We start from the raw sequence: 23,792 nt of genomic DNA, 5'->3' as shown, positions 1-23,792 counted from the left end.
TCGGTAACGCCTTTATGCTAGGGCGTGGCGATGCGCGGTGCCGGGGAAAGACGATTGTGAGCGGGGACCAGAGCGGCGGTGATCAGAGCGGTGGCGGGCAACGCAGCCTGTTCATCCTGTCGCCGGGCGACCGCGACGGATTGAGCCAGGCCGCCCAGCGCGCCGGCTGGCGCGCGATCGGGGCGCGCCGCGCGAAGGATGCGCCGCAGCGCTATCTGCACAGCGAGGCGCAGGTGGCGCTGGTTGACCTGCGCGGCGGCGGCAATGTCGAAGCGCTGCTGACGCCGCTGGTCCCGGCGATGGAAGCGGGCGGCGGCGCGATCCTGGTGTTGATCGATCCGCAGCATCTGGACCAGGTGCCGGCCTTGCTGGCGGTCGGGGCCACCCATTATCTGGCGGGACCGATCAGCGACCTGGGTCTGCGCGCCGCTTTGGCGTCCGCGCATCGGCTGGTGGAACGGCTGGGCGGCGGCGTGACGCACAACCAGCGGGCGCAGCGCATCCGGCGCGGCGACGCGCTCTACTGGGCGCTGGGGCGTGACGGGCAGTTGCGATTGAGCGACAATCTGGCGCGGCATATGGGGTTGAAGGAGACGCGCATCGCGCCGGCCGCGCTGGTGCGCCGCCTGCCCCGTGTCGAACGCCGGGCGGTTCTGGCAGGGCTGAGCGCGATGCGCCGCGCCGGGCGGCCGGCGGCGCTGGCCCATGCGCTGCCCGATCGACCCGACCAGCGACTGGTGCATCATCTGCGCATCAGCGACGGCGCCATCGCCGCCGATGTCGAATGGCTGTCCGACGGGCAGGCGCAGGATGGCGTCACGCGGGACTATCTGACCGGGCTGCGCTCGCGGCAGGCGGCGCTCGACTGGCTGGACCGCCGCGCGGGCCTGGCCACCACCATATTGCTGCTGTCTATCAGCCAGTTCGACCGCATGAACGCGGCCTATGGCCAGGTTGTGGGCGACGCGCTGCTGGGCCGGATCGCGCGGCGGATCGAGCGGATGGTGGACGATGTCGCACCGGGCGCCATGGTCGCCCGCATCGCGGGCACCGAATTTCTGGTCGGCCTGACCGGCGAGGCGGCGGGGAGCGACCGGGCGACCTTCCTGGCGCGCCAACTGATCGGCGCGGTTGGGCAGCCGTTCAGCGCGGGCGATCACCTTATCCGCCTGATCGCGCGCTGCGGCATCGCGCAGGCGCGGACGGAGGATGACGCCACCCAGTTGTTGCGCCGCGCGGGGACTGCCCTGTCCGATGCGCGACAGGCGGGCGGCGAGGGCATCCGCATCCTGTCGGCGGAAAAGCATAGCCGCCAGGTGGACGCCGACCGCTTGGAAACCGATCTGCGCCTGGCGCTGGACCGGGGCGAGATCGGCATCGTGTTTCAGCCGCAATATCCGGTCGGCAGCGACAGGATCAGCGGGGTGGAGGCGCTGGCGCGCTGGAACCACCCCCATTATGGCCCGCTGGGCGCGGGTATCTTGTTCGCCACGGCCGAACGATCCGACTATATGCTGCCGCTGTCGGCGCATATCCAGGCGGAAGCGCTGCGGCAGGCAGCGGCCTGGCCGCGCGCCTTGTCCGACCTGCGGCTGTCGATCAACGTCACCGCGGCGGACATCGCCCAGCCCGGCTTCATGTCGGACCTGCTGGGACTGGTGGATCGCAGCGGCTTTCCGCGGTCGCGCCTGACGGTAGAGATTACCGAGAGCGGACTGATCGAGGATGTGGGTGCGGCGTCGGCGCTGCTGACCGCGTTGCGGACGCAAGGGTTGGCGGTGGCGATCGATGATTTCGGCACGGGCTATTCCAGCCTTTCCTATCTCAAGAATCTGCCACTCGACTATCTCAAGATCGACAGCGGACTGGCGCAGGATATTGCGGGCACGGCGCGCGACCGCATCATCGTGCGCGGTGTTATCCACATGGCCAAGTCGCTGGGCCTTAAGGTGATCGCCGAGGGGGTGGAGACCGAAGAGCAGTTGCATCTGCTCGCCCGTGAGGGTTGCGATTATTATCAGGGCTTCCTGCGGTCGGCCGGCGTGTCCTCCGCCGACCTCATCAACCTGGTGCTGGCGGGTTAGAAAGTAAGCAGCGGCCAGAGGGCGATCAGGATGCCGATCAGGCTGGCCAGGAAGATGATGGTGCGGACCACCGGCACCCCCGCCGCATAAAGCGGCAGATAGACGACCCGCGCGCCCAGCCAGATCCAGCCGCCCATGGCGGTCCATTCGCTGGTCTTGTCCGCCACGACCACGCCGATCAGCGCGACGATAGCGATGGGCAGGGTTTCTTTGAAATTGGCCTCCGCCCGGATCAGGCGCCCGGCGAGGGGATGGAGCGGTGGCAGCTTTTCGTCGCGGGCGCCCATATTCCATTTGGGGCCATATTGCTTCGTCTTCACATGCGCCGCGGCGAAGATGTGGACGAGCAGCAGGATCATGGACCAGGCGAGGATCGTGATTTCGACGGGCATGATGTTTCCCCCAATATGGAAAGGGAAGGATAGGTCTGCGCTGCCTACATCACAAGCAGAATAGGATGGAGTCTAGAGTGTCCATCCCACCCTGGCGATCAGGGTGGCCCCCGCATGTTTGCGGGCAGGGCCGTCGATGCTGCTGTTGGCGTAGCGCACGCCAGCGGACCAGCGGCCGTGATACCAGTCGAGCGCGACGCCATGGTCCCAATAGCCGCCATCCGGGCGGAGGCGCGCGGCGCTCAGGGTGTCGCGCACGTTGCCCGAAGAGCGGCCGACATGGCCCGACAGGCTGAGTGGCGTGCCGGGGATGCCGACGGCCGCACTGGCCGACAGATAGAGATTGTCGCCACCGATCGCCGACTGGCGCGGGGCATAGCGGGCGCCAAGATCGATGCTAGCCGGGCCGAGCGAGAAACCTGCGATCGCGCCGACTTCGCCATAGCTCCATCCGTCGTCCCGCGCGCCGGATGCGCCGGGGAAGAAATGGTAGCGGCTCTCTGCGCTCAATCGCCAGCCGCCCACTTGCCGCATATAGGTGGCGCCCAGATCGATGACGGCATCGGCACCGCCATGGCGGTCGCCGCCCCAGAGCGTCGTGGCCGCGCCGTCGAGGCTGAGGCCCGGCGCGACCGGGACGGACAGCGTGCCGCGCAGCACCGGATCGTCGTCGCTCCAGCTGAGGCCGCGGCGGCGTTCGTCGCTTGCGGCTTCGAGCGTAACGGTCGAGTCGGAGGCATATTGGGCGGCGGCCGGAACGGCATGGCCGACGAGCGCGATCGCTCCCAGCCATGCCATGCGGCGGCGATGATCAGTTGGATGCAAGATTACGCACCGCATCCAGTTCGGCCAGCAGCGGCGCCCGGTCGGCCTGCGCCACCGCGACCAGATGCGCCGCGATCTTGTCGTGATGTTGGGTCAGGTTACGCGCTCCCAACTCGCGGCCGGGCGTGCAGGCGCCCGCTTCGCTGCCCGAAAACCGCTTGTCGGTCGCGATGGTGCGGGCCAGCGCCGGGCCGTGGTCCAGCTTGCGATCGACAACGATGGTCGCGGTCCACTGGCAGCGCTGGGCATCCATGCGGTTGGGCGTCCTGGCGCCAACCGTCCTGGTGCGCATTTCAGCGCGGGCGGTGTAGGTGGCGCCAAGCTGCTGGCCATGATGCTCGATGGCAATGCTGTGGGTTGCGGCAGCGGCGGCGAGGGCGATTAGGGTCAGACTCATACTCGTTCTCCTGCTGTGACGCCGGACTTTGCTGCCCGGTCGTCAAAGGCGGATTTAGGTTTGGCCTGTTGCCGCTTATTTGCTGGATGATGAGGAATGGATGCATGGCGGTCGGGTCACAGTAGCGCGCCTGGGCGAAGTTCACAGTAGCGCGCCTGGGCGAAGTTCACACCGTTGTGGGACGTGTTTTTGGCGCGAATTGGCGCGAATTTTACCTGTAAAGTGACGATGAGGTGCCGGCGACGCGCCTTTGACGCGACGCCAAGGTCATGGCGACGCGCCACCTGCGTCACATGCAGGTCATGGATCGATGCGTTTTTTCAGAATGGGGAGGGATGGGCGACCGGGCTTTTCATTCGGCAGGATAAGCCAGAGAAATGCCGAGTAGGAAAGGGGGGGGATGCTCCCCCTCCCGCTTGTCATCCCGCCGCCTTGGCCAGCCCCTTCGACAATTGCAGCGCGCCGTTGAGCCGCGCCTGCGGATCGGGCCAGGCACGGTTGACGACGATTTTGCTGTCGGGACGCAGACGGGCGACGCCGTCCAGGCGCTGGACATAGGCGATGAGGCCCGCCGGGTTGGGGAAGCTGTCCTCGAAGAAGCTGACCAGCGCGCCTTTGGCGCCCATGTCGATTTTCGAGATGTTCGCGGTCATGCAATTCTGCTTGATCTCGATGATCTTGAGCAGGTTTTGCGTCGGCAGCGGCAGCTTGCCGAAGCGGTCGATCAGTTCGGCGGCGAAGGATTCCAGCCCGTTGCGGTCCTCGATCTCGTTGATGCGGCGATAGAGGCCCATGCGCAGGTCGAGGTCCGGCACATAATCGTCGGGGATCAGGATGGGCGCGTCGACGCTGATCTGGGGCGAGAAGCTGTCGCTGCGCTTTTCGATGCCGACTCCGCCTGCCTTGGCATCCATGATCGCCTCTTCCAGCATCGACTGGTAGAGTTCGAAGCCGACTTCCTTGATATGGCCGGACTGTTCGTCGCCGACGAGATTGCCCGCGCCGCGAATGTCGAGATCGTGCGAGGCGAGTTGGAAGCCTGCGCCAAGCGTGTCGAGGTCGGACAGGACTTTCAGCCGCTTTTCCGCCGTTTCGGTGATGATGCGGTTGGCAGGCGTCGTCATATAGGCATAGGCGCGCGTCTTCGACCGGCCGACGCGCCCGCGTAGCTGGTAGAGTTGCGCGAGGCCGAAACGGTCGGCGCGGTGGATGATGAGCGTGTTGGCGCTGGGGATGTCGAGGCCTGATTCCACGATGGTTGTGGAAAGCAGCACATCGTAGCGCTTGTCGTAGAAGGCGGACATGCGTTCCTCAACATCGGTGGCGCTCATCTGGCCGTGGGCGACGATGGCCTTGATCTCCGGCACTTCGTTGCGGAGAAACTCTTCGATTTCGGTCAGGTCCGCGATGCGGGGGACGACGAAGAAGCTCTGGCCGCCGCGATAATGTTCGCGCAGCAGGGCTTCGCGGATGACAACGCCGTCCCAGGGCATGATATAGGTGCGGACCGCCAGGCGATCGACCGGCGGGGTCTGGATGACGGACAGTTCGCGCAGGCCCGACATCGCCATCTGGAGCGTGCGCGGGATCGGCGTTGCGGTCAGCGTCAGGACATGGACGTCGGTCTTGAGCGACTTCAACCGTTCCTTGTGGGTGACGCCGAAGCGCTGTTCTTCGTCCACGATGACGAGGCCGAGGCGCTTGAACTCCAGCCCCTTCGCCAGCAGGGCGTGGGTGCCCACGACGATGTCGATCGTGCCGTCCGCCAAGCCCGCCTTGGTCGCCTTCGCCTCCTTGTCGGGGACGAGGCGGGAGAGGCGGCCGATATTGACGGGGAAGCCGCGGAAGCGCTCCTCAAACTGCATATGGTGTTGGCGCGCGAGCAAGGTGGTGGGGCAGATGACCACCACCTGCATGCCCGCCATCGCCGCGACGAAGGCGGCGCGGAGCGCCACTTCGGTTTTGCCGAAGCCGACATCGCCGCAGACCAGGCGATCCATCGGCTTGCCCGATCCTAGATCCTCCACCACGTCGCTGATCGCGCGGTCCTGATCCTCGGTTTCCTGATAGGGGAAGCGATCCACGAAGGCAGGGTAGCCGGCCTGGTCCGGTTCGGCCACGGTGGCGGCGCGCAGGGCGCGTTCGGCGGCGGTCTTGAGCAATTCACCCGCGATTGCGCGGATGCGCTCCTTCATCTTGGCCTTGCGCCGCTGCCAGGCTTCGCCGCCCAGTCTGTCGAGGCTGACACCGTCATTTTCGCTGCCGTAGCGGGAGAGGACTTCGAGATTTTCGACGGGGACGTAGAGCTTGTCGCCGCCGGCATAGGTGAGCGCCACGCAATCATGCGCGGCCTTGCTGACGGGGATTTGCGTGAGCCCTTCATAGCGACCGATGCCATGGTCCATATGGACGACCAGGTCGCCGGGCGAGAGGGTGGCAAGTTCCTGCAGGAATGCGTCGGCGCTCTTCTTGCGCTTGGCGCGGCGGACGAGGCGGTCGCCCAGCATATCCTGTTCGGTGAGGACGGCGACGTCGGGCGCTGTGAAGCCGTGGTCGAGCGGCAGGACGGTGAGGGTGACGCTGCCCTTGGCGGCGGTGCCCAGCGCCTCCTGCCAATTGTCTGCGGTCGCGAGGCGGGTGACGTCATGGTCGGCGAGCAGGCCCGACAGGCGTTCGCGCGCGCCAAGCGAATAGCTGGCGATCACGACCTTCTTATTAGTCCGGCGCAGGGTGGCGATATGTTTGCCGACGGCTTCGTAGATATTGCTGTTCTGGGCGCGTTCGGGGGCGAAGTCGCGAGGACCATCGACCGAAAAGTCCAGCACGGACGCGCTTGCCGGTTCGTGGAAGGGCGTCGTGCTGTGCATCGGCATTGTGGCGACGGCAGCGTCCCATTCAGCGGCGTCGAGATAGAGCGAGTCGGGTTTGAGCGGGCGATAGGCGCCGGGATCGGACGTCTTCGCCTGGATGCGGTTGGCATGATAGTCGCGGATCGCTTCGAACCGGTTTTCTGCTGCGCCCGCGACGCCGGGGTCGCGGATCAGGACGGCGTCATCGCCCAGATGATCGGCGAGGGGAACCAGCTTCTCCTCGAACAGGGGGAGCCAATGTTCCATACCTGCAAGGCGGCGGCCGTCGCTGACCGCCTGATAGAGCGGGTCGCCGGTGGCGGTCGCGCCGAAGGTTTCGCGGTAGCGGCTGCGGAAGCGCTTGATCGACTCCTCGTCCAGAAGCGCTTCAGAGGCGGGAAGCAGGGTGAAGCCGTCGACATTTTCGATCGTGCGCTGATCGGCGGCGTCGAAGCGGCGGACCGTCTCGATCTCGTCGCCGAAAAAGTCGAGGCGGAGTGGTTGCTCTTCGCCGCCGGGGAAGAGATCGACGATACCGCCACGAATGGCGAACTCGCCGCGATCGTGGACGGTGTCGGTGCGGACATAGCCGTTCGCCTGGAGCATGGCGGCCAGCGTCTGGATCGCGATCCGTTCCTTGGGCGCGAGTTTGGCGACCAATTGGCGCACGCGGAAAGGCGTCAGTGTCCGCTGGGTCATGGCGGCCAGCGTTGTGAGGACCAGTTGCGGGCCTTTGGGCTTGGCCTGGAGCGCGTATAGACCTGCGAGGCGAGCCGACGCCGCCCGCAGCGACGGGCTGGCCCGGTCATAGGGCAGGCAGTCCCAAGCCGGGATTTCGATCATCTCGATCTCCGGCGCGAAATAATGCGCCGTGTCCGCAACCGCGCGCATCAGTTGCTCGTCGGAGGCGATGAAGACGGTGCGGCCACCCGCGGCCCCGGCGGCGCGCGCGATGTCGGCCAGCAACCAGGGCTGGAACCCCGCGGGCACGCCGGACAGGGTGAGCGGCGCCTTGGCCCGAAGGATTTTCTGGAGATCGGTCATTTTGCTACTCGTTCCCCTCCGGTTTGCGGGAGGGGTTGGGGTGGGCCAGTGAAACAGAGGTAGCGCAGGCCCACCCCCGGCCCCTCCCGCAAGCGGGAGGGGAGGACTTAGTTTTCGATCTTCACGAAATCGAGTTTCAGGAACTTGTCCATCATCGGGCCTTTCCATTCATCCGGCACGGGGATGGTGCCTAGCGCCCAGCCGATGATGTCGGCGTCCTGTTCGTCCATGAAGCGTTCGAACCAAGCGATTTCTTCCGCATTCCATTCGCTATGGTAGCGTTCGAAGAAGCCGCCGACCGCATAATCCGATTCGCGCGTGCCGCGGTGCCAGGCCCGGAATTTCAGGCGGCGCATCAGGGGATCGTCGTTCACAATTTGTTCCTTTTGCGGACATGGCAAAATGGCCGGTCGGGGATTTGTATGACTGCCCCGGCTAGGTTAGAGCGCGTCAGATAGACATGCGACCCGATATTCTCAATCCGCTCTTTGCCGAAATATCCCTGTTCAAGGGGATCGGCCCCGCTTTGGCCCGTCCGCTGGAGCGGCTGGGGCTGGCGCGCGCGGTCGATGTGGCCTTTCATCTGCCGGTCAGTTGGGTGGACCGCCACCTGACCGACAGGCTAGACATGGCGGACGCCGGACGGGTGGTGGGCATCGAACTGACGCCGGTGGACTATCGCGCCAGCGGCAGCGCACGCGCGCCGTTCCGCGTCGATATGGTGGATCGCTACGGCCATCATGTGGCGCTGGTCTATTTCGGCAAGAATAGCGGCTGGCCGCGCAAGTTGCTGCCGCTGGGTGAGCCGAAATATATCTCCGGCAAGCTGGAGGCCTATGGCGATACTCTCCAGATCGTGCATCCCGATGTGCTGGCCCCCGAAGAGGCGAACACGCTGCCCGCGCGCGAATCGGTCTATGGGCTGTCGGAGGGGCTGACTAACAACCGGATGCGCGACATCGTCGCGCAGGCGCTGACCCGTGCGCCGGACCTGCCCGAATGGATCGAGCCGAGCCTGCTGGCGCGCAAGGACTGGCCCGCGTGGCGCGAGGCTTTGGCGCGGGTTCATGCCGACCCGGCGGACGCCGTGGCGCGCGCGCGGCTGGCCTATGACGAGGTTTTTGCTGGGCAACTGGCGCTGATGCTGGTGCGGCAATCGTCGCGGCGGCGGCGGGGCGTGCCGATCCAAGGGGATGGGCGGCTGCGGGATATGTTGAAGCTGCCTTTTGCGCCGACCGGGGCGCAGCGGCGCGCGACGGCCGAGATCGAGGGCGACATGGCGCAAGGGACGCCGATGCTACGGCTGCTCCAGGGCGATGTGGGATCGGGCAAGACATTGGTGGCGCTGATGGCGCTGCTCAATGCGGTCGAGGCGGGGATGCAGGGGGCGATGCTGGCCCCCACCGAGATATTGGCGCGGCAACATTATGAGACGCTGCGCAAGATGGCGTCGGGCCTGCCGGTCGAGATCGCGATCCTGACCGGGCGCGACAAGGGCAAAGTGCGCGAGGCGACGCTGATGGGGCTGGCGGACGGGAGCATCGACATATTGGTCGGCACCCACGCGATATTCCAGGAGGCGGTGCAATATAAGGCGCTGGGGCTGGCGGTGATCGACGAGCAGCATCGCTTCGGCGTGGCGCAGCGGATGATGCTGGCGAACAAGGCGGAGCGGTCGCCGCATCTGCTGGTGATGACCGCGACGCCGATCCCGCGCACGCTGACGCTGACCTATTATGGCGAGATGGAGGTTTCGCGGCTGGACGAGATGCCGCCGGGGCGCCAGCCGATCCAGACGCTGGTCATGGCCGCCACGAGGCTGGACGAGGTGGTCGAGGCGCTCGCCCGCCATGTCGAGGGGGGCGGCCAAGCCTATTGGGTGTGCCCGCTCGTCGAGGAAAGCGAGACGAGCGATCAGGCGGCAGCGGAAGCGCGGGCGGAGTCCTTGCGGGGGCGGTTCGGGGATCGGGTGGGCCTGGTCCATGGCCGGATGAAGGGGCCGGATAAGGACGCCGCCATGGAGGCTTTCGCCGCTAATCGCACGCAGATATTGGTGGCGACGACGGTGATCGAAGTCGGGGTGGACGTGCCCAATAGCAGCCTCATCATCATCGAGGGGGCGGATCGCTTTGGCTTGGCGCAGTTGCACCAGTTGCGCGGGCGGGTGGGGCGCGGCGACAAGCCATCGACCTGCCTGCTGCTGCGCGGCAACGCGCTGGGCGAAACGTCGCGCGCGCGGCTGGCGCTGATGCGGGAAACCAACGACGGCTTTCGGATCGCCGAGGCGGACCTGCAACTGCGCGGCGCGGGCGAAGTGCTGGGCACGCGGCAATCGGGCGAGGCGGCGTTGAAGGTCGCGACGCCCGAACATGTTGCGGCTTTGGTGGACAGCGCGCGGGACGACGCGCATCTGCTGATCGAGCGGGACGGCGGGCTGGACAGCGCGCGCGGGCAGGCTGCGCGGGTGTGTTTGTATCTGTTCGAGAAGGATGCGGCTGTGGGGTTGCTCAGGGGGGGATAGGTTGAGCGGGGGGGTCGGAAAGCGACCAAAATCCGACGCTCCTCCACGCTCGTTGCTTGCCCAGAAGCGGACCATCAGCCATGATCGCGTCGTGATTAAGCGCGCGATTTTCTTGGCTCCGATTTGCTTGTTTGCCGCGTCAGCATTGGCCGCATGCAGCAATCACGAATTCCAAGACCTCCCTGATGGGAATACCTCGATTAAGGTCGATCTGAATTTCGGTAGCGATCGATGGACGGTTACCGTAAAAAACAAATATGGTAGCGCGTCGGATGCGATGTTCGCTGTAAATGACAGCCAGAGATCAAACATATACCTGACGCCATCAAGCCAACTGGTTGTCGTTGAAAAAGGTGGCGAAGACGTCTTCTTTCGTGTGCCAACTAGGCCGTAGACTCATAAGCTCGCAACCACAGACGCATTGATGCGAGCTGGACCATGGCGAGGAAGTTTTCGGCGAGCTTGTCGTATCGGGTGGCGACACGGCGGAAGTGCTTTAGCTTGGAGAAGAAGCGCTCGATCAGGTTGCGCTCCCGATAGAGCCGTTTGCTGAAGCACGGCCTCCATTTTCTATTGGATTTGGCCGGAATGTTTGGCGTGGCACCCTGTTCCTCGATCAGCGTGCGGATGCGGTCGGCATCGTAGGCCTTGTCGGCAAGCACGATCATGTGTGGCCCGAGATGGTCGAGCAGTTCGTCTGCAACTTGCCCGTCATGAGTCTGCCCAGCAGTCAGGCCGAGCCGGATTGGGAGCCCTTGCGCATCGACGACGGCATGGATTTTGGTCGTGAGGCCGCCGCGGGATCGACCGAGACAATGATCTCGATCCCCCTTTTTGCCGTAGCAGCCTGTTGGTGCGCCCGGATGGAAGTGCTGTCGATCATTTGGATTTCCGTCATACGCGGCGGTGATGGCGTCCATCATCCGGTCCCAGACGCCCACCTTTCGCCAGCGGACAAAGCGGTTGTAGCAGGTGGTGCGAGGCCCATAGCGCTCGGGCAGGTCGCGCCATGGCGCACCAGATCGCAGCACCCAGAATATGCCGTTCAGCACGCGCCGGTCATCGACGCGCGGGACGCCCCTTGGCTTGTTGGGCAACAGCGGCTCAATCACGCGCCATTCGAAGTCGGTCAGATCATATCGGCTCATACCAACGCTGAATCACTGTTCGGCGAAAATGGGAAGGCCTGTTTATTGCCGCCCGACGCTCTGCTCGATGATGTTGCCAATGATAACGAAGGCGATGACGCATCCAAGCAGCCACCATCCTGAGCGCCGCTTCCAACGGTTCAGCAAGATGATTGCTATCGGTAAGCCGATCATGATCGCTACCGCGACCATCAAATCGAAGCTGCTTATCGGCATGAGTCCACCATCACCCGAACCCTACGCCAAACAAATCCGTTCAGCCAAGAGCCATGCACGCTTTTATGAGTTCACGGCCTAACACCGCCCCGGTCGCTCTCAAGGGTCCGCAGGCAAAATTCAGAGATCAAAATTCAAATTCATGGCAATATGTTGGCGTTATTAAGCGCGGAGTCCTGACCCATGATGCCGAGTGCATCCCGTTATTGGGTGAAGGGGAATCGCCGTATCGCAAGCGGTTCCAGAGCCAACATTCTTGTTGATTGTTATGGAGCGTCTGCTTTCAACGCCCTATCATTCGTAACTTGACCATCCCCTACCTACCCTTTCCCGTCATTCCCGCGCAGGTGGGAATCCATCTCCTGATCTCGCGCCAAGTACCAAGCTGGGGAGATGGATCCCCGCCTGCGCGGGGATGACGGTGGATGGGGCATGCCGCATCTGCGAAACAAATGCCCGCTTGGTCGCGTTGCCCCCGCATGACTGACATCAGCCTGACCCACATCACCTCCACCGCTGCCTTTTCGATCATAGCCGCGGTGGTGTCCGCTTTCCTGATCCATTGGGCGCTCTATGCCGTCGCGCTGCGGGTCGTGCGGCGGCGGATGGACCCGGTGTTGCTGCCGGCGATCTTTCAGCCGACGCGGTGGCTGGTGGTGTTGCTGGCGCTGGGAGCGGGGTTGCAGCCGCTCGACATGGGACCGCGGATCGAGACGCTGTGGTCGATCGGGTCGAAGATGGTGTTCGCGCTGCTGGCCGGCTGGCTGATGCTGCGGCTGATGCGGGCGACGCGGGTGATGATCGAGCGTGGCGCGGACATCAGTGCGGAGGATAATCTCAAGGCCCGCAAACGGCATACGCGGGTGCGCATCCTCTATCGCATCGCGCAGAGCATCGTCGCGGTGCTGGTGATCGCGATGATGCTGATGGCGATTCCGGGCGTGCGGACGATCGGCGTGACGCTGGCGGCGTCGGCGGGTCTGGTCGGCCTGGCGGTCGGTGCGGCGGCGCAACCGGCGCTCAAAAATCTGATTGCCGGCATCCAGATGGCCTTTTCCGAGCCGATCCGGCTGGACGATGTGGTGATCGTGGAGGGCGAATGGGGGCGGATCGAGGATATCACGCTGACCTATGTCGTGGTGCGCATCTGGGACGACCGGCGCATGGTGGTGCCGGTGTCCTATTTCCTGGAAAAGCCATTCCAGAACTGGACGACCAAGACGTCCGACCTTCTAGGCACGGTGTTTCTCTATGTTGATCCCACCGCCGACGTGGCGCGCATCCGCGAGAGGCTGGTCGAGGTGACAACGGCCAATCCGCGCTGGGACGGGCGGGTCGTGCTGTTGCAAGTGACGGATCATCGCGCCGATGCGCTGGAATTGCGGTGCCTGTTGTCGGCGCGCAATGCCGGCGTGGCGTTCGACCTGCGCTGCGACGTGCGCGAAGCGATGTTGGATTTCCTGCGCACCGATATGCCCGAAGCGCTGGTGCGCGGGCGTCAGCGGGTGGAGGCGGGGGAGGGCTTTACCCCGATGCGCTTTGCCGGTCTGGACGTCGCTGGCCCCGGCATCACCAGGCCGTCTGGCGCGGCGGGATGATCGAGAGCATCGCGTCATAGATTTTGGGGCTGATCGGCTGGGAAAATTCCATGCCGATCCGGCCATCCTCCACCCAGCGTATCTCCGCGGGGTAGTCCTTCAGGATCGGCAGCCAGATGCTGACCTGTTGACCCTGTGACAAGGCGCTGTCGCTGCGACACATCAGGCCAAGCGCAGAGATGTTGATGATGCGCACGCCATGGTTGCGGCCGTGCACGGTGATGTGGCTGACCATGTCCACAAGTTCGCGTTGCGCCCGGCGTTGATCGACCGCAGGATCGCGGGAGCGCAGCACATGACCGAGATTGGCAAAGACCGAGGAGGACATGGGACCGAGCCTAATCGGTCCGAAATGGATGAGTTGCTAGGAAGAAGCGTTAACTGGCCGCTAACGCTGTTTTGATCTCGCCAAAAGCTGCCGTGCTCTTGCGAGCGCAGGAACACGGCGCTTTCGGATCAGGCGACGACCAGCCCGTGCTTCTTCGCGCCGAAGCTCAGCTTGTCGCCGGGCGTGAGCGTGCGGGCGGGGTCTGTGACGACGTCGCCGTTCACCCTGATCGCGCCTTCGGTCAGCTTGCGGCGCACTTCCTTGTTGGAGGTTGCGAAGCCCAGTCCGGTTATGGCCTGCACGACGGTAAGGCCGTCCGCGCCTAGACCGACGGTCGGCAAGTTGGCGTCCGATGCGCCTTCCTCGAAGGTCTTGCGCGCCGTTTCGGCCGCTGCTGCTGCTGCCTCATCCCCATGCGCCATGGCGGTGGCGGCTTCGGCCAGGATCTTCTTGGCCTCGTTGATCTCCGCGCCTTCCAGCGCTTCCAGCCGGGCGATCTCGTCGAGCGGCAGGTCCGTGAACAGCGCCAAGAAGCGGCCGACATCGGCATCCTGCGTGTTGCGCCAGAATTGCCAATAATCATAGGGCGGCAGCGCGTCGGCGTTCAGCCATACCGCGCCGTTCATCGTCTTGCCCATCTTGCCGCCATCGGCGGTGGTGATGAGGGGGCTGGTCAGGCCGAAGACTTGCGTGCCGTCCACCCGGCGCGACAATTCGATGCCGTTGACGATATTGCCCCACTGGTCGGAGCCGCCCATCTGGAGACGGCAGGCCGAGCGGCGCGACAGTTCCAGAAAGTCGTAGGCCTGAAGGATCATGTAATTAAATTCGAGGAAGGACAGCGATTGTTCGCGGTCGAGGCGCGTCTTGACCGAATCGAAGCTGAGCATCCGATTAACCGAGAAGTGCTGACCGATGTCGCGCAGGAACGGGATATATTCCAGAGCGTCGAGCCAGTCGGCATTATCGACCATCACCGCGTCGGTGGGACCATCGCCGAAAGTCAGGAACCTCTCGAACACGCGTTTTATGCTGGCGACGTTGGACGCGATCGTGTCGCCGGTCATCAGCTTGCGGGCTTCATCCTTGAAGCTGGGGTCGCCGATCTTGCCGGTGCCTCCGCCCATCAGCACGATCGGCTTGTGACCGGCCTGCTGCATCCGGCGCAGCATCATGATCTGCACCAGGCTGCCGACATGGAGCGACGGCGCGGTCGGATCGAACCCGATATAGCCGGGCACCACCTGGCGCGCGGCGAGGGCGTCCAGCCCCTCCGCATCCGTCAGCTGGTGGATGTAGCCGCGCGTGTCGAGCAGGCGCAGGAGGTCGGACTGATAGTTGCTCATGGCGCGCGCCTGTAGCATTGCGGTTGCGACTGTTAAAGAGGCGGAGTTTTCGATCATGCTAGCAATCGGCCTGATGTCCGGCACATCGCGCGACGGAATCGACGCGGCGCTGATCGAAACGGACGGCGAGGGGCAAGCCCGAGCAGTCGAATTTCACGCCATGGCCTATGATGACGGCTTTCGGGTGCGGCTGGCCGAAGCGTGCCTGCGGGCGATGGCAATGGAGGCGCCGGGCTTCGAGCCGTTGATCGCATCGGTCGAGGCGGAATTGACCGAGCGGCATGTGCAGGCGGTCGCAGACCTGCTGGGGCGCAGCGGGCATATCGCGCAAGATGTCGCTGCGATCGGATTCCATGGCCATACCGTTGCGCATCGGCCCGACCGGGGCTGGACCTGGCAGATTGGTGATGGCGCGGGGCTGGCGGGCGCGTTCGGCATAGCGGTGGTCGCCGACCTGCGCCAAGCCGACGTGGCCGCGGGCGGGCAGGGTGCGCCGCTGATGCCGGTCTATCACCGGGCGCTAGCGGCGGGATTGCAAAAGCCGGCGGCGGTGCTGAACCTGGGCGGGGTGGCGAACATCACCTTCATCGGTTCGAACGGGAGATTGATCGCGTTCGACACCGGCATGGCTAGCGGCCTCATCGACAATTGGATGCAGACACATGGCGACGCCGCCTATGATGCGGGCGGGGCCTGCGCCGCGCGGGGGCAGGTGGACGCGGCACGGCTGGCGGCGATGATGGCCGACCCCTGGTTTGACGCGCCGCCGCCCAAGAGCATTGATCGCGAACAATTCAGCATCGATGCGGTGCGGGGCCTTTCATTGGAGGATGGCGCGGCGACGCTGACGGCGTTCACGACGGCGGCCGTTGCGCGCGCGGTCGATCACCTGCCGGAGCGGCCGGTGGCGATCCATGTCGCGGGCGGCGGACGGCATAATGCGACGCTGATGGCGATGCTGGCGGAGCGGACCGGGGTGGCCGTGCTGTCCGTCGACGGGCTGGGATGGGATGGCGACGCGCTGGAGGCGCAGGGTTTTGCCTATATGGCAGTGCGGTGCCTGAAAGGGTTGCCGATCAGCTTTCCAGGAACGACCGGCGCGCCGGAGCCGATGACGGGCGGGGTGCTGTTCCGGCCTTAAAGGGCTGTCGATACCGCCTCATGCTGGCCGAACCCGTCCGAATTTTCGGGCGGACGCTGCCTGATCCAGCGGCTGGCGAGCCATTTGACGCCTGAGCGCACCGGCAAGCCCGCATGTTCGCTCATCGGGTCGGGGCGACCGTCTGCCAGGCAATTGGCGAATAGCAGGCCGTCCCCCTTGCGCCCGCGATGCGAGATAGCGAGCCGGGTGAAATGGGTTTCGCCGCCGTCGAAATCATCGTTGAGATAGACGAGCAAAGTGAGGCTGCGCTGATTGGCGAGGCCCGGCACGGCGTCCAGATGGGCGCGATATTGCTGGCCGGGGTGATAGCGCAAGACTTGCAGGCTTTCGCCCTGCGCGACGCTCGTGCCGCTGGCCGCCGCCAGGCGACGGTTGATCGCGTGGACGGCGGGCCATTCGGACACGATGGGGAAACCGGCCGCGTCGGATGTGCGGACTGGATCGGCGACGAACCGCTTCTGCCCTTCGTGGAAGATCAGCGCCGGGCGTTGCCGCCGTTCGGACAGGGCGATCAGCAGGTCGCATTCGGCGGCGGTGAGCAGGCCGGTTATGGCGCGGATGACGGGCTGGTCAGCGATGGTTTGATGCGGCGGGCAACGAACAGGATCGCCAGCGGGATCGATCGCCATCGCCGCGATCAGCGCCCGCTGCTGCGCGGCGATCGGATCGCGATCGGCCCAGTCGTCTAGCAGCGCGCACGCCCCGGCCCAGTCGCGTGCGCCGCCCACGCCGCTCGCCAGAAAACCTGCGAGCATACGAGCCGCGCCGATATTGCCGGCGTCGCTGGCGCCGTGCATGTCGGTGCGGGCGGCGTGCAGGTCACGGGGCATCAACCGTCCCTCGACCCGCCAAAGCGCGCGCACGGCCAGCGCTTCCCCATCGCCCCGCGCGCATGCGGCGTCGATCAGCACCCGCGCGGGTGCGGTTTCGCCGCGCTGGAGCAGCGCGAGCGCCTGCGCCGCCGTTCCGGCCATCACCGCTTGCGCGTCAGTTCGCGCATCGCTGCATCGATGCCCTGGATGGTCAGCGGATACATGCGGTCGTTCATCAGCTCGCGGATCATCTTTGTCGACTGGCTATAACCCCAATGGGCTTGCGCTGCCGGGTTGAGCCACACGCTGGCGGGATAGGTATGGGTGACGCGCTGGAGCCAGACCGCGCCGGCTTCCTGGTTCATATGCTCGACCGATCCGCCCGGCTGGGCGATTTCATAGGGGCTCATCGCCGCGTCGCCGACGAAGATGACCTTATAATCATGGCCATATTTGTGGAGGATATCCCAGGTCGAAAGCCGCTCGGCAAAGCGGCGGCGATTATCCTTCCACACGCCTTCGTAAAGGCAATTGTGGAAGTAGAAGAATTCCATATTCTTAAATTCGCTAGTGGCGGCGGAGAACAGCTCCTCGCACAGGGTAACGAACGGGTCCATCGACCCTCCGACGTCCAGGAACAACAACAGTTTGACCGCATTATGCCGTTCGGGCCGCATCCGAATGTCCAGCCAGCCCTGCCGCGCCGTGCCGCGGATGGTTTCGTCCAGGTCCAGTTCGTCCGCGGCCCCCTCCCGCGCGAAGCGGCGCAGGCGGCGCAGCGCGACCTTGATGTTGCGGGTGCCGAGTTCCTTCGTGTTGTCGAGATTGGCGAAGTCCCGTTTTTCCCACACCTTGATCGCGCGCTTATGCCGGGATTCGCCGCCGATGCGCACGCCTTCCGGGTTATAGCCCCCATGGCCGAAGGGGGAGGTGCCGCCGGTGCCGATCCATTTATTGCCGCCCTGATGTCGGCCTTGCTGTTCCTCCAGCCGCTCTTTCAGGGTCTTCATGATCGCGTCCCAGTCGCCCAGGGATTTGATTTTCTCCATCTCTTCGGGACTGAGATATTTTTCGGCGACGAGGCGCAGCCAGTCTTCGGGTATCGCCGCCTCTAGCCCGTCCTGGTCCAGCACGCCCTTGAAGACCTTGGCGAACACCTGGTCGAACCGGTCCAGCAGCCCTTCGTCCTTCACATAGGTTGCGCGGGCGAGATAATAGAAATCCTCCGGCCGACGGGCGATGACGTCGCGGTCGAGCGCTTCGAGCAGTAGCAGATGCTCCTTGATGCTGGCGTTGATGCCGGCGGCGCGGAGCGCATCGAGAAAGTTGAGCAGCATGGACATGCTTGTCGGCCAGCACGCGCAGCGATGCAAGCCGCCGTCGGCCCGCCGATTGTCCGAATATTAAGTGTTGCGGTGCATGGTTAATTCGTCACTATCCACGGTGCATATTGAACGCGGGGCGCGCTTGGAAAACAGGGACTTGTTGGCTGACCTGGGGGAACGGTCGGGCGACATCGCATTGCAGTGCAGCGAGACGGCTGGATATTTGAGCGAGTTGAACCGCCGTATCCAGGGCGATTCGACGCATCTGGCGAACCTGCAGGCCAATATGGAAACTCTGGTCGCCAGCCAGAATGAAAGCGTCGCCGCCGCGCAGGAATTGAGCCTGACCGCGCGGCGCGCCGGCCGGATCATCGCCGAGGGGCATGAGGTGATCGGCCTGTCGCTGGGCGAGGTGGCGGCGCTGGTGGAGCATGTCACCGGACTGGAGGGGCATTTGCGCCAGTTCCTGACCGTGATCGAGGCGGTGGGCGATATCAGCGAGGAATTGGGCGCGATCGCGCGCCAGACGCGGATGCTGGGGGTCAATGCCGCGATCGAGGCGGCGCGCGGCGGCGCAGCGACCCAGGGCTTTGCCGTGGTCGCGGACGAGATCAGGCGGCTGGCGGGGCAGGCGGGGGAGTCTGCGGCGTCGGCCGGCGACAAGCTGACCCTGCTGGACCGCGACGCGCGCCATCTCATCGGCGGGGTGGAGGCCAATATCGTGCGCGGCCGGGGGGCGGGCGCGCATATCGACCGGTTGCGGCTGAGCATGGCGGAGATCGCGTCGCTGGTCACCCAGTTTAGCGAGCGGTCGGACGCCATCGTCACCTGCACCGATGCGGCCGATGGCGACGTCAACGCGCTGCGTCACGGGCTGGTGACGTTCGCGCGATCGGCCAGCGACAATGCTGCGCGGGTCGATGTGGCGCGTGAGCAGCTCGAAGGGCTGGAGGGCATGGCCAACGCCATGCTCAACACCGCCGCGCATGGGCCGCAGAAGACGCGCAACAGCCGCTATATCGCCTTGGCGGAGGATGGCGCGGAGGAGGTCGGCGCGCTGATCGAGCGAGCGCTGGAGGGAGGCGAGATCAGCCTGTCGCAACTGTTCGACACCGATTATCGCCCGATAAAAGGATCGGCGCCGACGCAATATCTCAACGGCTTCACGAATTTCGCCGACAGGATGGTGCGGCCGATACTGGACCGGCGGACCAGCGAGGACAGCGCGATCGTCGGCTGTTGCCTGCTGGACATGAACGGCTACCTACCCACGCATATCAGCGCGCGCTGCCAGGCGCAGCGACCCGGTGCGCATGACTGGAACATGGAACATGCCCGCAACCGGCAGATTTTCATGGACAGCCAGACCCGGCGCGCCTTGCAGGAGGAGGGCGACTTTTTCCTCTATACCTATCGCCAGGATCTGGGCGAAGGCCGCTATCGCGCGCTGCGCAGCGTGTTCGTGCCGCTGGTGTTCGGCGGGCGGCGCTGGGGGCTGTATGAGGTCGGCTATCTGATCTGAGTGGGTTTCGCGCCGCCGTCGTGGATGCGCGACACTAGCACGAAGGAGATGATGATGAGCAGATACCAACTGCCGAGCTTGGCGACGCTCACCATCTGCCAGCCATGGCGCTGGTCGGGATAGGTCCATGCATTGGCGAAGGTGCCGATATTTTCCGCGAACCAGATGAACAGGGCGACGAGGAAGAAGCCGAGGAGAAGCGGCATTCGTCGCGGCGTGCGCCAGGGTGTGAAGACGATCCAGGTGCGGCCAAATAGCAGGACGGTGGCTGCAAACAAGGCAAGCCGGATATCCGGGAGCCAGTGATGCGCGAAGAAATTGACGTAGATCGCGACCGCCAGCAATGCGGTCGTCCAGACGGGCGGATAGCGAGTGAAGCAGAAATCGAAGATGCGCCATACACGCGCAATATAGCTGCCCACCGCTGCATACATGAATCCTGAGAAGAGGGGCACCGGGCCGACATGGAGCAGGCTGGCCTCTGGATAGATCCACGACCCGGCATGAGTCTTGAACAATTCCATTACGGTGCCGATCAGGTGAAAGACGAAGATGACCTTCGCCTCGCTCCAGCTTTCGAGCCGGAAGCCCAGCATGGCGCCCTGGATGGAGAGCGCTGCCAACGTCAGGAAATCATAGCGATGGAGGGATGCGCCATGCGGATAGAAAAGGTGCGTCGCCAGCAGTAGCGCCAGCATCAGCCCGCCAAACAGGCAGGCCCAGCCCTGTTTGAAACCGAACAGCAGAAATTCGAACGCCCATGCCGCTGGACCGGGTGATAGGCGGATCGCCTCCAGACGGCCACGGATATGGGCGAAGCGGGTCGCGTCTGTCGGCTGGTTCATTCCGGCATGTTAAAGCCGCATTTTGGTAAGATCGAAAGGGCCTTCAGCGCCCCTTCTGCGCCAGGCGGCTGACCGTCACTTCGCCATTGGCGGCATAGGTGGCGACGGCCTGCGCTTCGGCGGTCTGGGTGTCTTTGCGCTCGATGATGGCGGCCACCTGATGCGGGCTGGGCACCTTGTCATAGACGCCATAGAGGTCGGTCTGGCCAACCATGTGGATCGAGAGTTTATAGCCTGCGCCGTTGGCCGCGGGATCGAAGGCCAGCACGGTGCCGCTGTCATCGACGGGCACGATGATCGCACCGTCGCCACGCCCGACCTGCTGGAGCATGTCGTAGCGGCCGTCGGCGGTGGCCACGGTGCTGCGGACGCAGAGCGCATCCTTGCCGTCGCGCGGGATGCGGACATCCTGCGGCGCGGCGTCTTCGGCGGGTTTGGCAGGGGTCAGCCGGGCGTCGGCGGTCGGCGCGGCGGGGCAGGTGGCGAAGCTGGCGGGGGCGGTGGCGTGCAGGCTGACGGGGTCATCGACCGACAGCTTGGCGAGCATCCCGTCCAGACCGGCCAGCACCTCGCCACGCCGTTCGGTCGGGCCGGTCACGCGGATCTTGACGATCCAGCGCCCGGCATGGACGAACCCGGCCGCCGTCGTCAGCGCGCCATCGGCGGCATCGTCATAGACGGCGCGGATCGCGCTATCCGCGCGGCCGGCGACGGGCGCGCTGGCATAAGCGGTGCGCCGGGTCTTCGCACCGAACCGCGCCATCACCGCCTTGTCGGTCATATAGGCGGCCAGCGAAGCGTCGGCATAGGTCGGCAGATAGACGTAGAGGGTCGCCTGGATGACGCCGTCTTCGGACAGATATTGCGCATAATTATCGACCGCGCGGCCGCCATTGGAGGCTTCGCCGCTCTTGCTGAGCGAGAGACCGGCCACGGTCTGGGGCAGGGCGATGCCAGCGGACGCGGCGCGGATGGCATTGTCCGTCGGGGTCCAGGCTTCGGCGTCGGCGGCCCGCGCGAGCGACGGAACCGCAAGGCACAACGCCATGGCGGAGACTATGGCGGCAATCGGTCCTTGGGCGCGCTTCGGCATCATCACTCTCCAGGTCGATACCGTCTTTGCGCGGCATTGAACTATGACAGTTAGGCTACAGACTAAACCGGGGGGCGCAAGCGCCTATTTCACGCGACAGGCGGGATTTGCGCCGGATAGTGAGGCAGATCGGGATCATGATGCGCCCAGTCGGGGGCGGCATCGGTCCAGATCACCGCCTGCGGACCGATCAGCGCGGGATCATCGAGCGCGCCGGCGCGGATGAAGGTCAGATGCGGGCGCGATTCGGCCAGGCTGAACAGCGGCGTGCCGCAGGTCGGGCAGAAGCCGCGCTTCATCGCGTTGCCGCTGTCGGCGATACTGTCATGCCAGCAGACCTCGCCGGTCGTGGTCACCGCGTCGGACGGGAAGCAGACGTTCACGGTTGCCGAACCGCCGCCCAGATATTGACACAGGCGGCACCAGCACATGCGCGCGGCGATGGGGGCTGCGGCGATGGTGATGCGGACATCGCCGCAGAGGCATCCGGCGGTATGGGCGGTATGGGCGGTATGGGCGGTAGTATCCGGCATGGGATGGTTCCTGCTATGAAATTCGTTCGCTTCGAGCGAAGTCGAGAAACGTCATGCGCTGCGCTACCCGCTTCTCGACTTCGCTCGAAGCGAACGGAGCTTGTGCCTTTTTGCCTTACCGCCCCTGTCGGCGTGCCATGAAGGCCAGGCGCTCGAACATCATGATGTCCTGCTCATTTTTGAGCAGCGCGCCGTGGAGCGGCGGGATCGCCTTGCTCGGGTCGCTATTCTGGAGGACGTCGAGCGGCATATCCTCGTTCAGCAGCAGCTTGAGCCAGTCGAGCAGTTCACTGGTGCTGGGCTTCTTTTTCAGACCCGGCACGTCGCGAATCTCGTAGAAAATATCCATCGCCTTGCTGACCAATATCTTCTGGATACCAGGGAAATGGACATCGACGATTTGTGTCAGCGTCTCGCGGTCGGGGAATTTGATATAGTGGAAGAAGCAGCGGCGCAGGAAGGCGTCGGGCAGTTCCTTTTCGTTGTTCGACGTGATGATGACGATCGGGCGATCGGCCGCCGCAACCGTCTCGCCCGTTTCATAGACGTGGAAGGCCATGCGGTCGAGTTCCTGCAACAGGTCGTTGGGAAATTCGATGTCGGCCTTGTCGATCTCGTCGATCAGCAGGACGGGTAGCTTGGGGGAGGTGAAGGCCTCCCACAATTTGCCCTTGCGGATATAATTGGCGATATCATGGACGCGTTCGTCGCCCAGCTGCCCATCGCGCAGACGAGCGACGGCGTCATATTCATAGAGGCCCTGATGCGCCTTCGTCGTGGATTTGACGTTCCATTCGATCAGCGGGGCGTCCAGCGCCTTGGCAATTTCCTGGGCCAGGACGGTCTTGCCGGTGCCTGGCTCCCCCTTCACCAGCAGCGGCCGGCGCAGCAGCACGGCGGCATTGACCGCGACTTTCAGGTCGTCGGTCGCGACATAATCCTGCGTGCCTTCAAAGCGCATCTTGCTGGTCCATTCCGTTGCCTATGGCAACCGGACTAGGCAAAGCCGCGGGCAGGCGCAATCGCGAAAGGGAAATCAGGCGTTAAAGGGCTGGTCAGGCCTGCCGGGCGCGCACGTCGGCGCGGGCGGCGAGCAGATCCCACAGGCCGCGATGCTGATTGAGCAACTGGCGTGCGCCGAACTGGATCGCCCGGTCGATGGCGTCATCGCCGCCAATGGCGCGGGCGACGTCCAATGTCACATGGCGATCGGGCAAGGTGCAGGCATGGGGTTCCAGCCCTGCGCGCAGCGCCGCCATGTCGAGCACATGACGCACGGCGCGCCAGTCCAGCGCCAGCGCCATCGCCGCGCCCATGGCGCAGCCACGCCGGTCGGATTGGGCGAGCATGTCGAGTGCGTGGCGTTGCTGGCTGACGGCGGTTTCGCAATCGGCCTGGCCCGCCGTGCTCGGCGCGGGGCCGACGGCAACCGTGACCTGGGTCAGATAGGCGCGTTCGCGAGCGAAGGCGTCGCCGGTTTCGATCAGCCACTGGCGCGCGGCATTGTCAGCGGAGCGGGTCGCGGCATGATCGATCACGCCGGGATGGCGGCCGTGGAGCATGCAGAGATAATAAGCGGCGTCGGCGAGATCGGACAGGGACAGCAGCGTGTCGCGGGCGACGCCGGTGCTGGCGCGATTGGCATAGGCATGGGCGGCGGTTCCATCGGCGGCGACCAGCGCCTCCAGGATTCGCGCTATGTCGCCGAATTGATAGCGCGGTGCCGCTTCGCTCATGCCCAAATCCCTGTGA

22 protein-coding genes are annotated in these 23,792 nt (G+C 64.8%); 7 read left to right on the top strand and 15 right to left on the bottom strand.

Annotated features, from left to right (window positions below; translation table 11 throughout):
- The first annotated feature begins 56 nt into the window (after positions 1 to 56).
- A complete protein-coding gene (locus CEQ44_RS15835; RefSeq protein WP_254913844.1) occupies positions 57 to 2,084 on the top strand; it encodes a bifunctional diguanylate cyclase/phosphodiesterase in 2,028 nt (675 codons plus the stop codon).
- Here CEQ44_RS15835 and CEQ44_RS15830 read toward each other — a convergent pair.
- The 5 genes from CEQ44_RS15830 to CEQ44_RS15810 form a co-directional block, all read right to left on the bottom strand.
- Positions 2,081 to 2,476, bottom strand: coding sequence for an MAPEG family protein (locus tag CEQ44_RS15830; RefSeq protein ID WP_088184616.1), 396 nt, complete (start codon positions 2,474 to 2,476; stop codon positions 2,081 to 2,083). The two genes, CEQ44_RS15835 and CEQ44_RS15830, sit on opposite strands and share 4 nt — an antisense overlap.
- Positions 2,477 to 2,548: 72 nt before the next feature.
- Positions 2,549 to 3,274 carry a TorF family putative porin gene (locus CEQ44_RS15825; protein WP_088184615.1) on the bottom strand — a complete coding sequence of 242 codons (726 nt, stop codon included), beginning with the start codon at positions 3,272 to 3,274 and terminating at the stop codon, positions 2,549 to 2,551.
- Positions 3,275 to 3,287: 13 nt separating this feature from the next.
- Positions 3,288 to 3,698 carry a hypothetical protein gene (locus CEQ44_RS15820; RefSeq protein WP_088184614.1) on the bottom strand — a complete coding sequence of 137 codons (411 nt, stop codon included), beginning with the start codon at positions 3,696 to 3,698 and terminating at the stop codon, positions 3,288 to 3,290.
- A 419-nt stretch (positions 3,699 to 4,117) separates the two neighbouring features.
- Complete coding sequence (gene mfd, locus CEQ44_RS15815; protein WP_088184613.1) at positions 4,118 to 7,591, bottom strand: transcription-repair coupling factor; 3,474 nt, start codon at positions 7,589 to 7,591, stop codon at positions 4,118 to 4,120.
- Between the two features lie 107 nt (positions 7,592 to 7,698).
- Entirely contained in the window at positions 7,699 to 7,965 is a 267-nt protein-coding gene (locus CEQ44_RS15810; protein WP_088184612.1) for a succinate dehydrogenase assembly factor 2, read from the bottom strand.
- 86 nt (positions 7,966 to 8,051) lie between these two features.
- Between CEQ44_RS15810 and recG the strand changes: the two genes are divergently transcribed.
- Both recG and CEQ44_RS24065 read left to right on the top strand, forming a co-directional pair.
- Complete coding sequence (gene recG / locus CEQ44_RS15805) at positions 8,052 to 10,112, top strand: ATP-dependent DNA helicase RecG (protein WP_088184611.1); 2,061 nt, start codon at positions 8,052 to 8,054, stop codon at positions 10,110 to 10,112.
- A gap of 91 nt (positions 10,113 to 10,203) precedes the next feature.
- Positions 10,204 to 10,506 (top strand): hypothetical protein, encoded by a 303-nt coding sequence (locus CEQ44_RS24065; protein ID WP_140419353.1) that lies wholly within the window; start codon positions 10,204 to 10,206, stop codon positions 10,504 to 10,506.
- Here the strand turns inward: CEQ44_RS24065 and CEQ44_RS15800 are convergent.
- Positions 10,496 to 11,260, bottom strand: a complete 765-nt coding sequence (locus tag CEQ44_RS15800) for an IS5 family transposase (RefSeq protein WP_256960041.1) — start codon at positions 11,258 to 11,260, stop codon at positions 10,496 to 10,498. The genes CEQ44_RS24065 and CEQ44_RS15800 overlap by 11 nt on opposite strands.
- 94 nt (positions 11,261 to 11,354) lie before the next feature.
- Between CEQ44_RS15800 and CEQ44_RS15795 the strand changes: the two genes are divergently transcribed.
- A complete protein-coding gene (locus tag CEQ44_RS15795) occupies positions 11,355 to 11,558 on the top strand; it encodes a hypothetical protein (RefSeq protein ID WP_144036361.1) in 204 nt (67 codons plus the stop codon).
- 397 nt (positions 11,559 to 11,955) lie between these two features.
- Positions 11,956 to 13,074: a mechanosensitive ion channel family protein gene (locus CEQ44_RS15790; RefSeq protein ID WP_088183215.1), complete on the top strand. Its 1,119-nt coding sequence runs from the start codon at positions 11,956 to 11,958 to the stop codon at positions 13,072 to 13,074.
- Here CEQ44_RS15790 and CEQ44_RS15785 read toward each other — a convergent pair.
- Together CEQ44_RS15785 and tyrS are read right to left on the bottom strand one after the other, a co-directional pair.
- Positions 13,046 to 13,402: a PilZ domain-containing protein gene (locus tag CEQ44_RS15785; protein WP_088183214.1), complete on the bottom strand. Its 357-nt coding sequence runs from the start codon at positions 13,400 to 13,402 to the stop codon at positions 13,046 to 13,048. The two genes, CEQ44_RS15790 and CEQ44_RS15785, sit on opposite strands and share 29 nt — an antisense overlap.
- A gap of 128 nt (positions 13,403 to 13,530) precedes the next feature.
- A complete protein-coding gene (tyrS, locus tag CEQ44_RS15780; RefSeq protein WP_088183220.1) occupies positions 13,531 to 14,748 on the bottom strand; it encodes a tyrosine--tRNA ligase in 1,218 nt (405 codons plus the stop codon).
- 55 nt (positions 14,749 to 14,803) lie between these two features.
- Here tyrS and CEQ44_RS15775 point away from each other — a divergent pair, with 55 nt between their 5' ends.
- The gene (locus tag CEQ44_RS15775; protein ID WP_088183213.1) at positions 14,804 to 15,889 is read left to right on the top strand and encodes an anhydro-N-acetylmuramic acid kinase; all 1,086 of its coding nucleotides are present in this window, start codon (positions 14,804 to 14,806) and stop codon (positions 15,887 to 15,889) included.
- Here the strand turns inward: CEQ44_RS15775 and CEQ44_RS15770 are convergent.
- Both CEQ44_RS15770 and CEQ44_RS15765 read right to left on the bottom strand, forming a co-directional pair.
- Positions 15,886 to 16,884, bottom strand: coding sequence for a 2OG-Fe(II) oxygenase (locus tag CEQ44_RS15770; RefSeq protein WP_088183212.1), 999 nt, complete (start codon positions 16,882 to 16,884; stop codon positions 15,886 to 15,888). The two genes, CEQ44_RS15775 and CEQ44_RS15770, sit on opposite strands and share 4 nt — an antisense overlap.
- Positions 16,884 to 18,059 carry a VWA domain-containing protein gene (locus CEQ44_RS15765; RefSeq protein WP_088183219.1) on the bottom strand — a complete coding sequence of 392 codons (1,176 nt, stop codon included), beginning with the start codon at positions 18,057 to 18,059 and terminating at the stop codon, positions 16,884 to 16,886. Before CEQ44_RS15765 ends, CEQ44_RS15770 begins: the two co-directional genes overlap by 1 nt.
- A gap of 145 nt (positions 18,060 to 18,204) precedes the next feature.
- Here CEQ44_RS15765 and CEQ44_RS15760 point away from each other — a divergent pair, with 145 nt between their 5' ends.
- The gene (locus CEQ44_RS15760) at positions 18,205 to 19,569 is read left to right on the top strand and encodes a methyl-accepting chemotaxis protein (protein WP_176400255.1); all 1,365 of its coding nucleotides are present in this window, start codon (positions 18,205 to 18,207) and stop codon (positions 19,567 to 19,569) included.
- Here the strand turns inward: CEQ44_RS15760 and CEQ44_RS15755 are convergent.
- From CEQ44_RS15755 to CEQ44_RS15735, 5 genes are all read right to left on the bottom strand, one after another.
- Complete coding sequence (locus CEQ44_RS15755; RefSeq protein WP_088183211.1) at positions 19,557 to 20,414, bottom strand: DUF817 domain-containing protein; 858 nt, start codon at positions 20,412 to 20,414, stop codon at positions 19,557 to 19,559. The two genes, CEQ44_RS15760 and CEQ44_RS15755, sit on opposite strands and share 13 nt — an antisense overlap.
- A gap of 43 nt (positions 20,415 to 20,457) precedes the next feature.
- A complete protein-coding gene (locus CEQ44_RS15750; protein ID WP_088183217.1) occupies positions 20,458 to 21,507 on the bottom strand; it encodes a hypothetical protein in 1,050 nt (349 codons plus the stop codon).
- 89 nt (positions 21,508 to 21,596) lie between these two features.
- A complete protein-coding gene (locus tag CEQ44_RS15745; RefSeq protein ID WP_088183210.1) occupies positions 21,597 to 22,040 on the bottom strand; it encodes a GFA family protein in 444 nt (147 codons plus the stop codon).
- Positions 22,041 to 22,155: 115 nt separating this feature from the next.
- Complete coding sequence (locus CEQ44_RS15740; protein WP_088183209.1) at positions 22,156 to 23,001, bottom strand: MoxR family ATPase; 846 nt, start codon at positions 22,999 to 23,001, stop codon at positions 22,156 to 22,158.
- A 94-nt stretch (positions 23,002 to 23,095) separates the two neighbouring features.
- Positions 23,096 to 23,776 carry a hypothetical protein gene (locus tag CEQ44_RS15735; protein ID WP_088183208.1) on the bottom strand — a complete coding sequence of 227 codons (681 nt, stop codon included), beginning with the start codon at positions 23,774 to 23,776 and terminating at the stop codon, positions 23,096 to 23,098.
- Between the last annotated feature and the right edge of the window lie 16 nt (positions 23,777 to 23,792).

This window comes from Sphingobium sp. Z007 (assembly GCF_900013425.1).
Taxonomy (GTDB): domain Bacteria; phylum Pseudomonadota; class Alphaproteobacteria; order Sphingomonadales; family Sphingomonadaceae; genus Sphingobium.
Note: the sequence above shows the minus strand (reverse complement) of the source record. Positions and strands in the feature narration are given on the sequence as shown.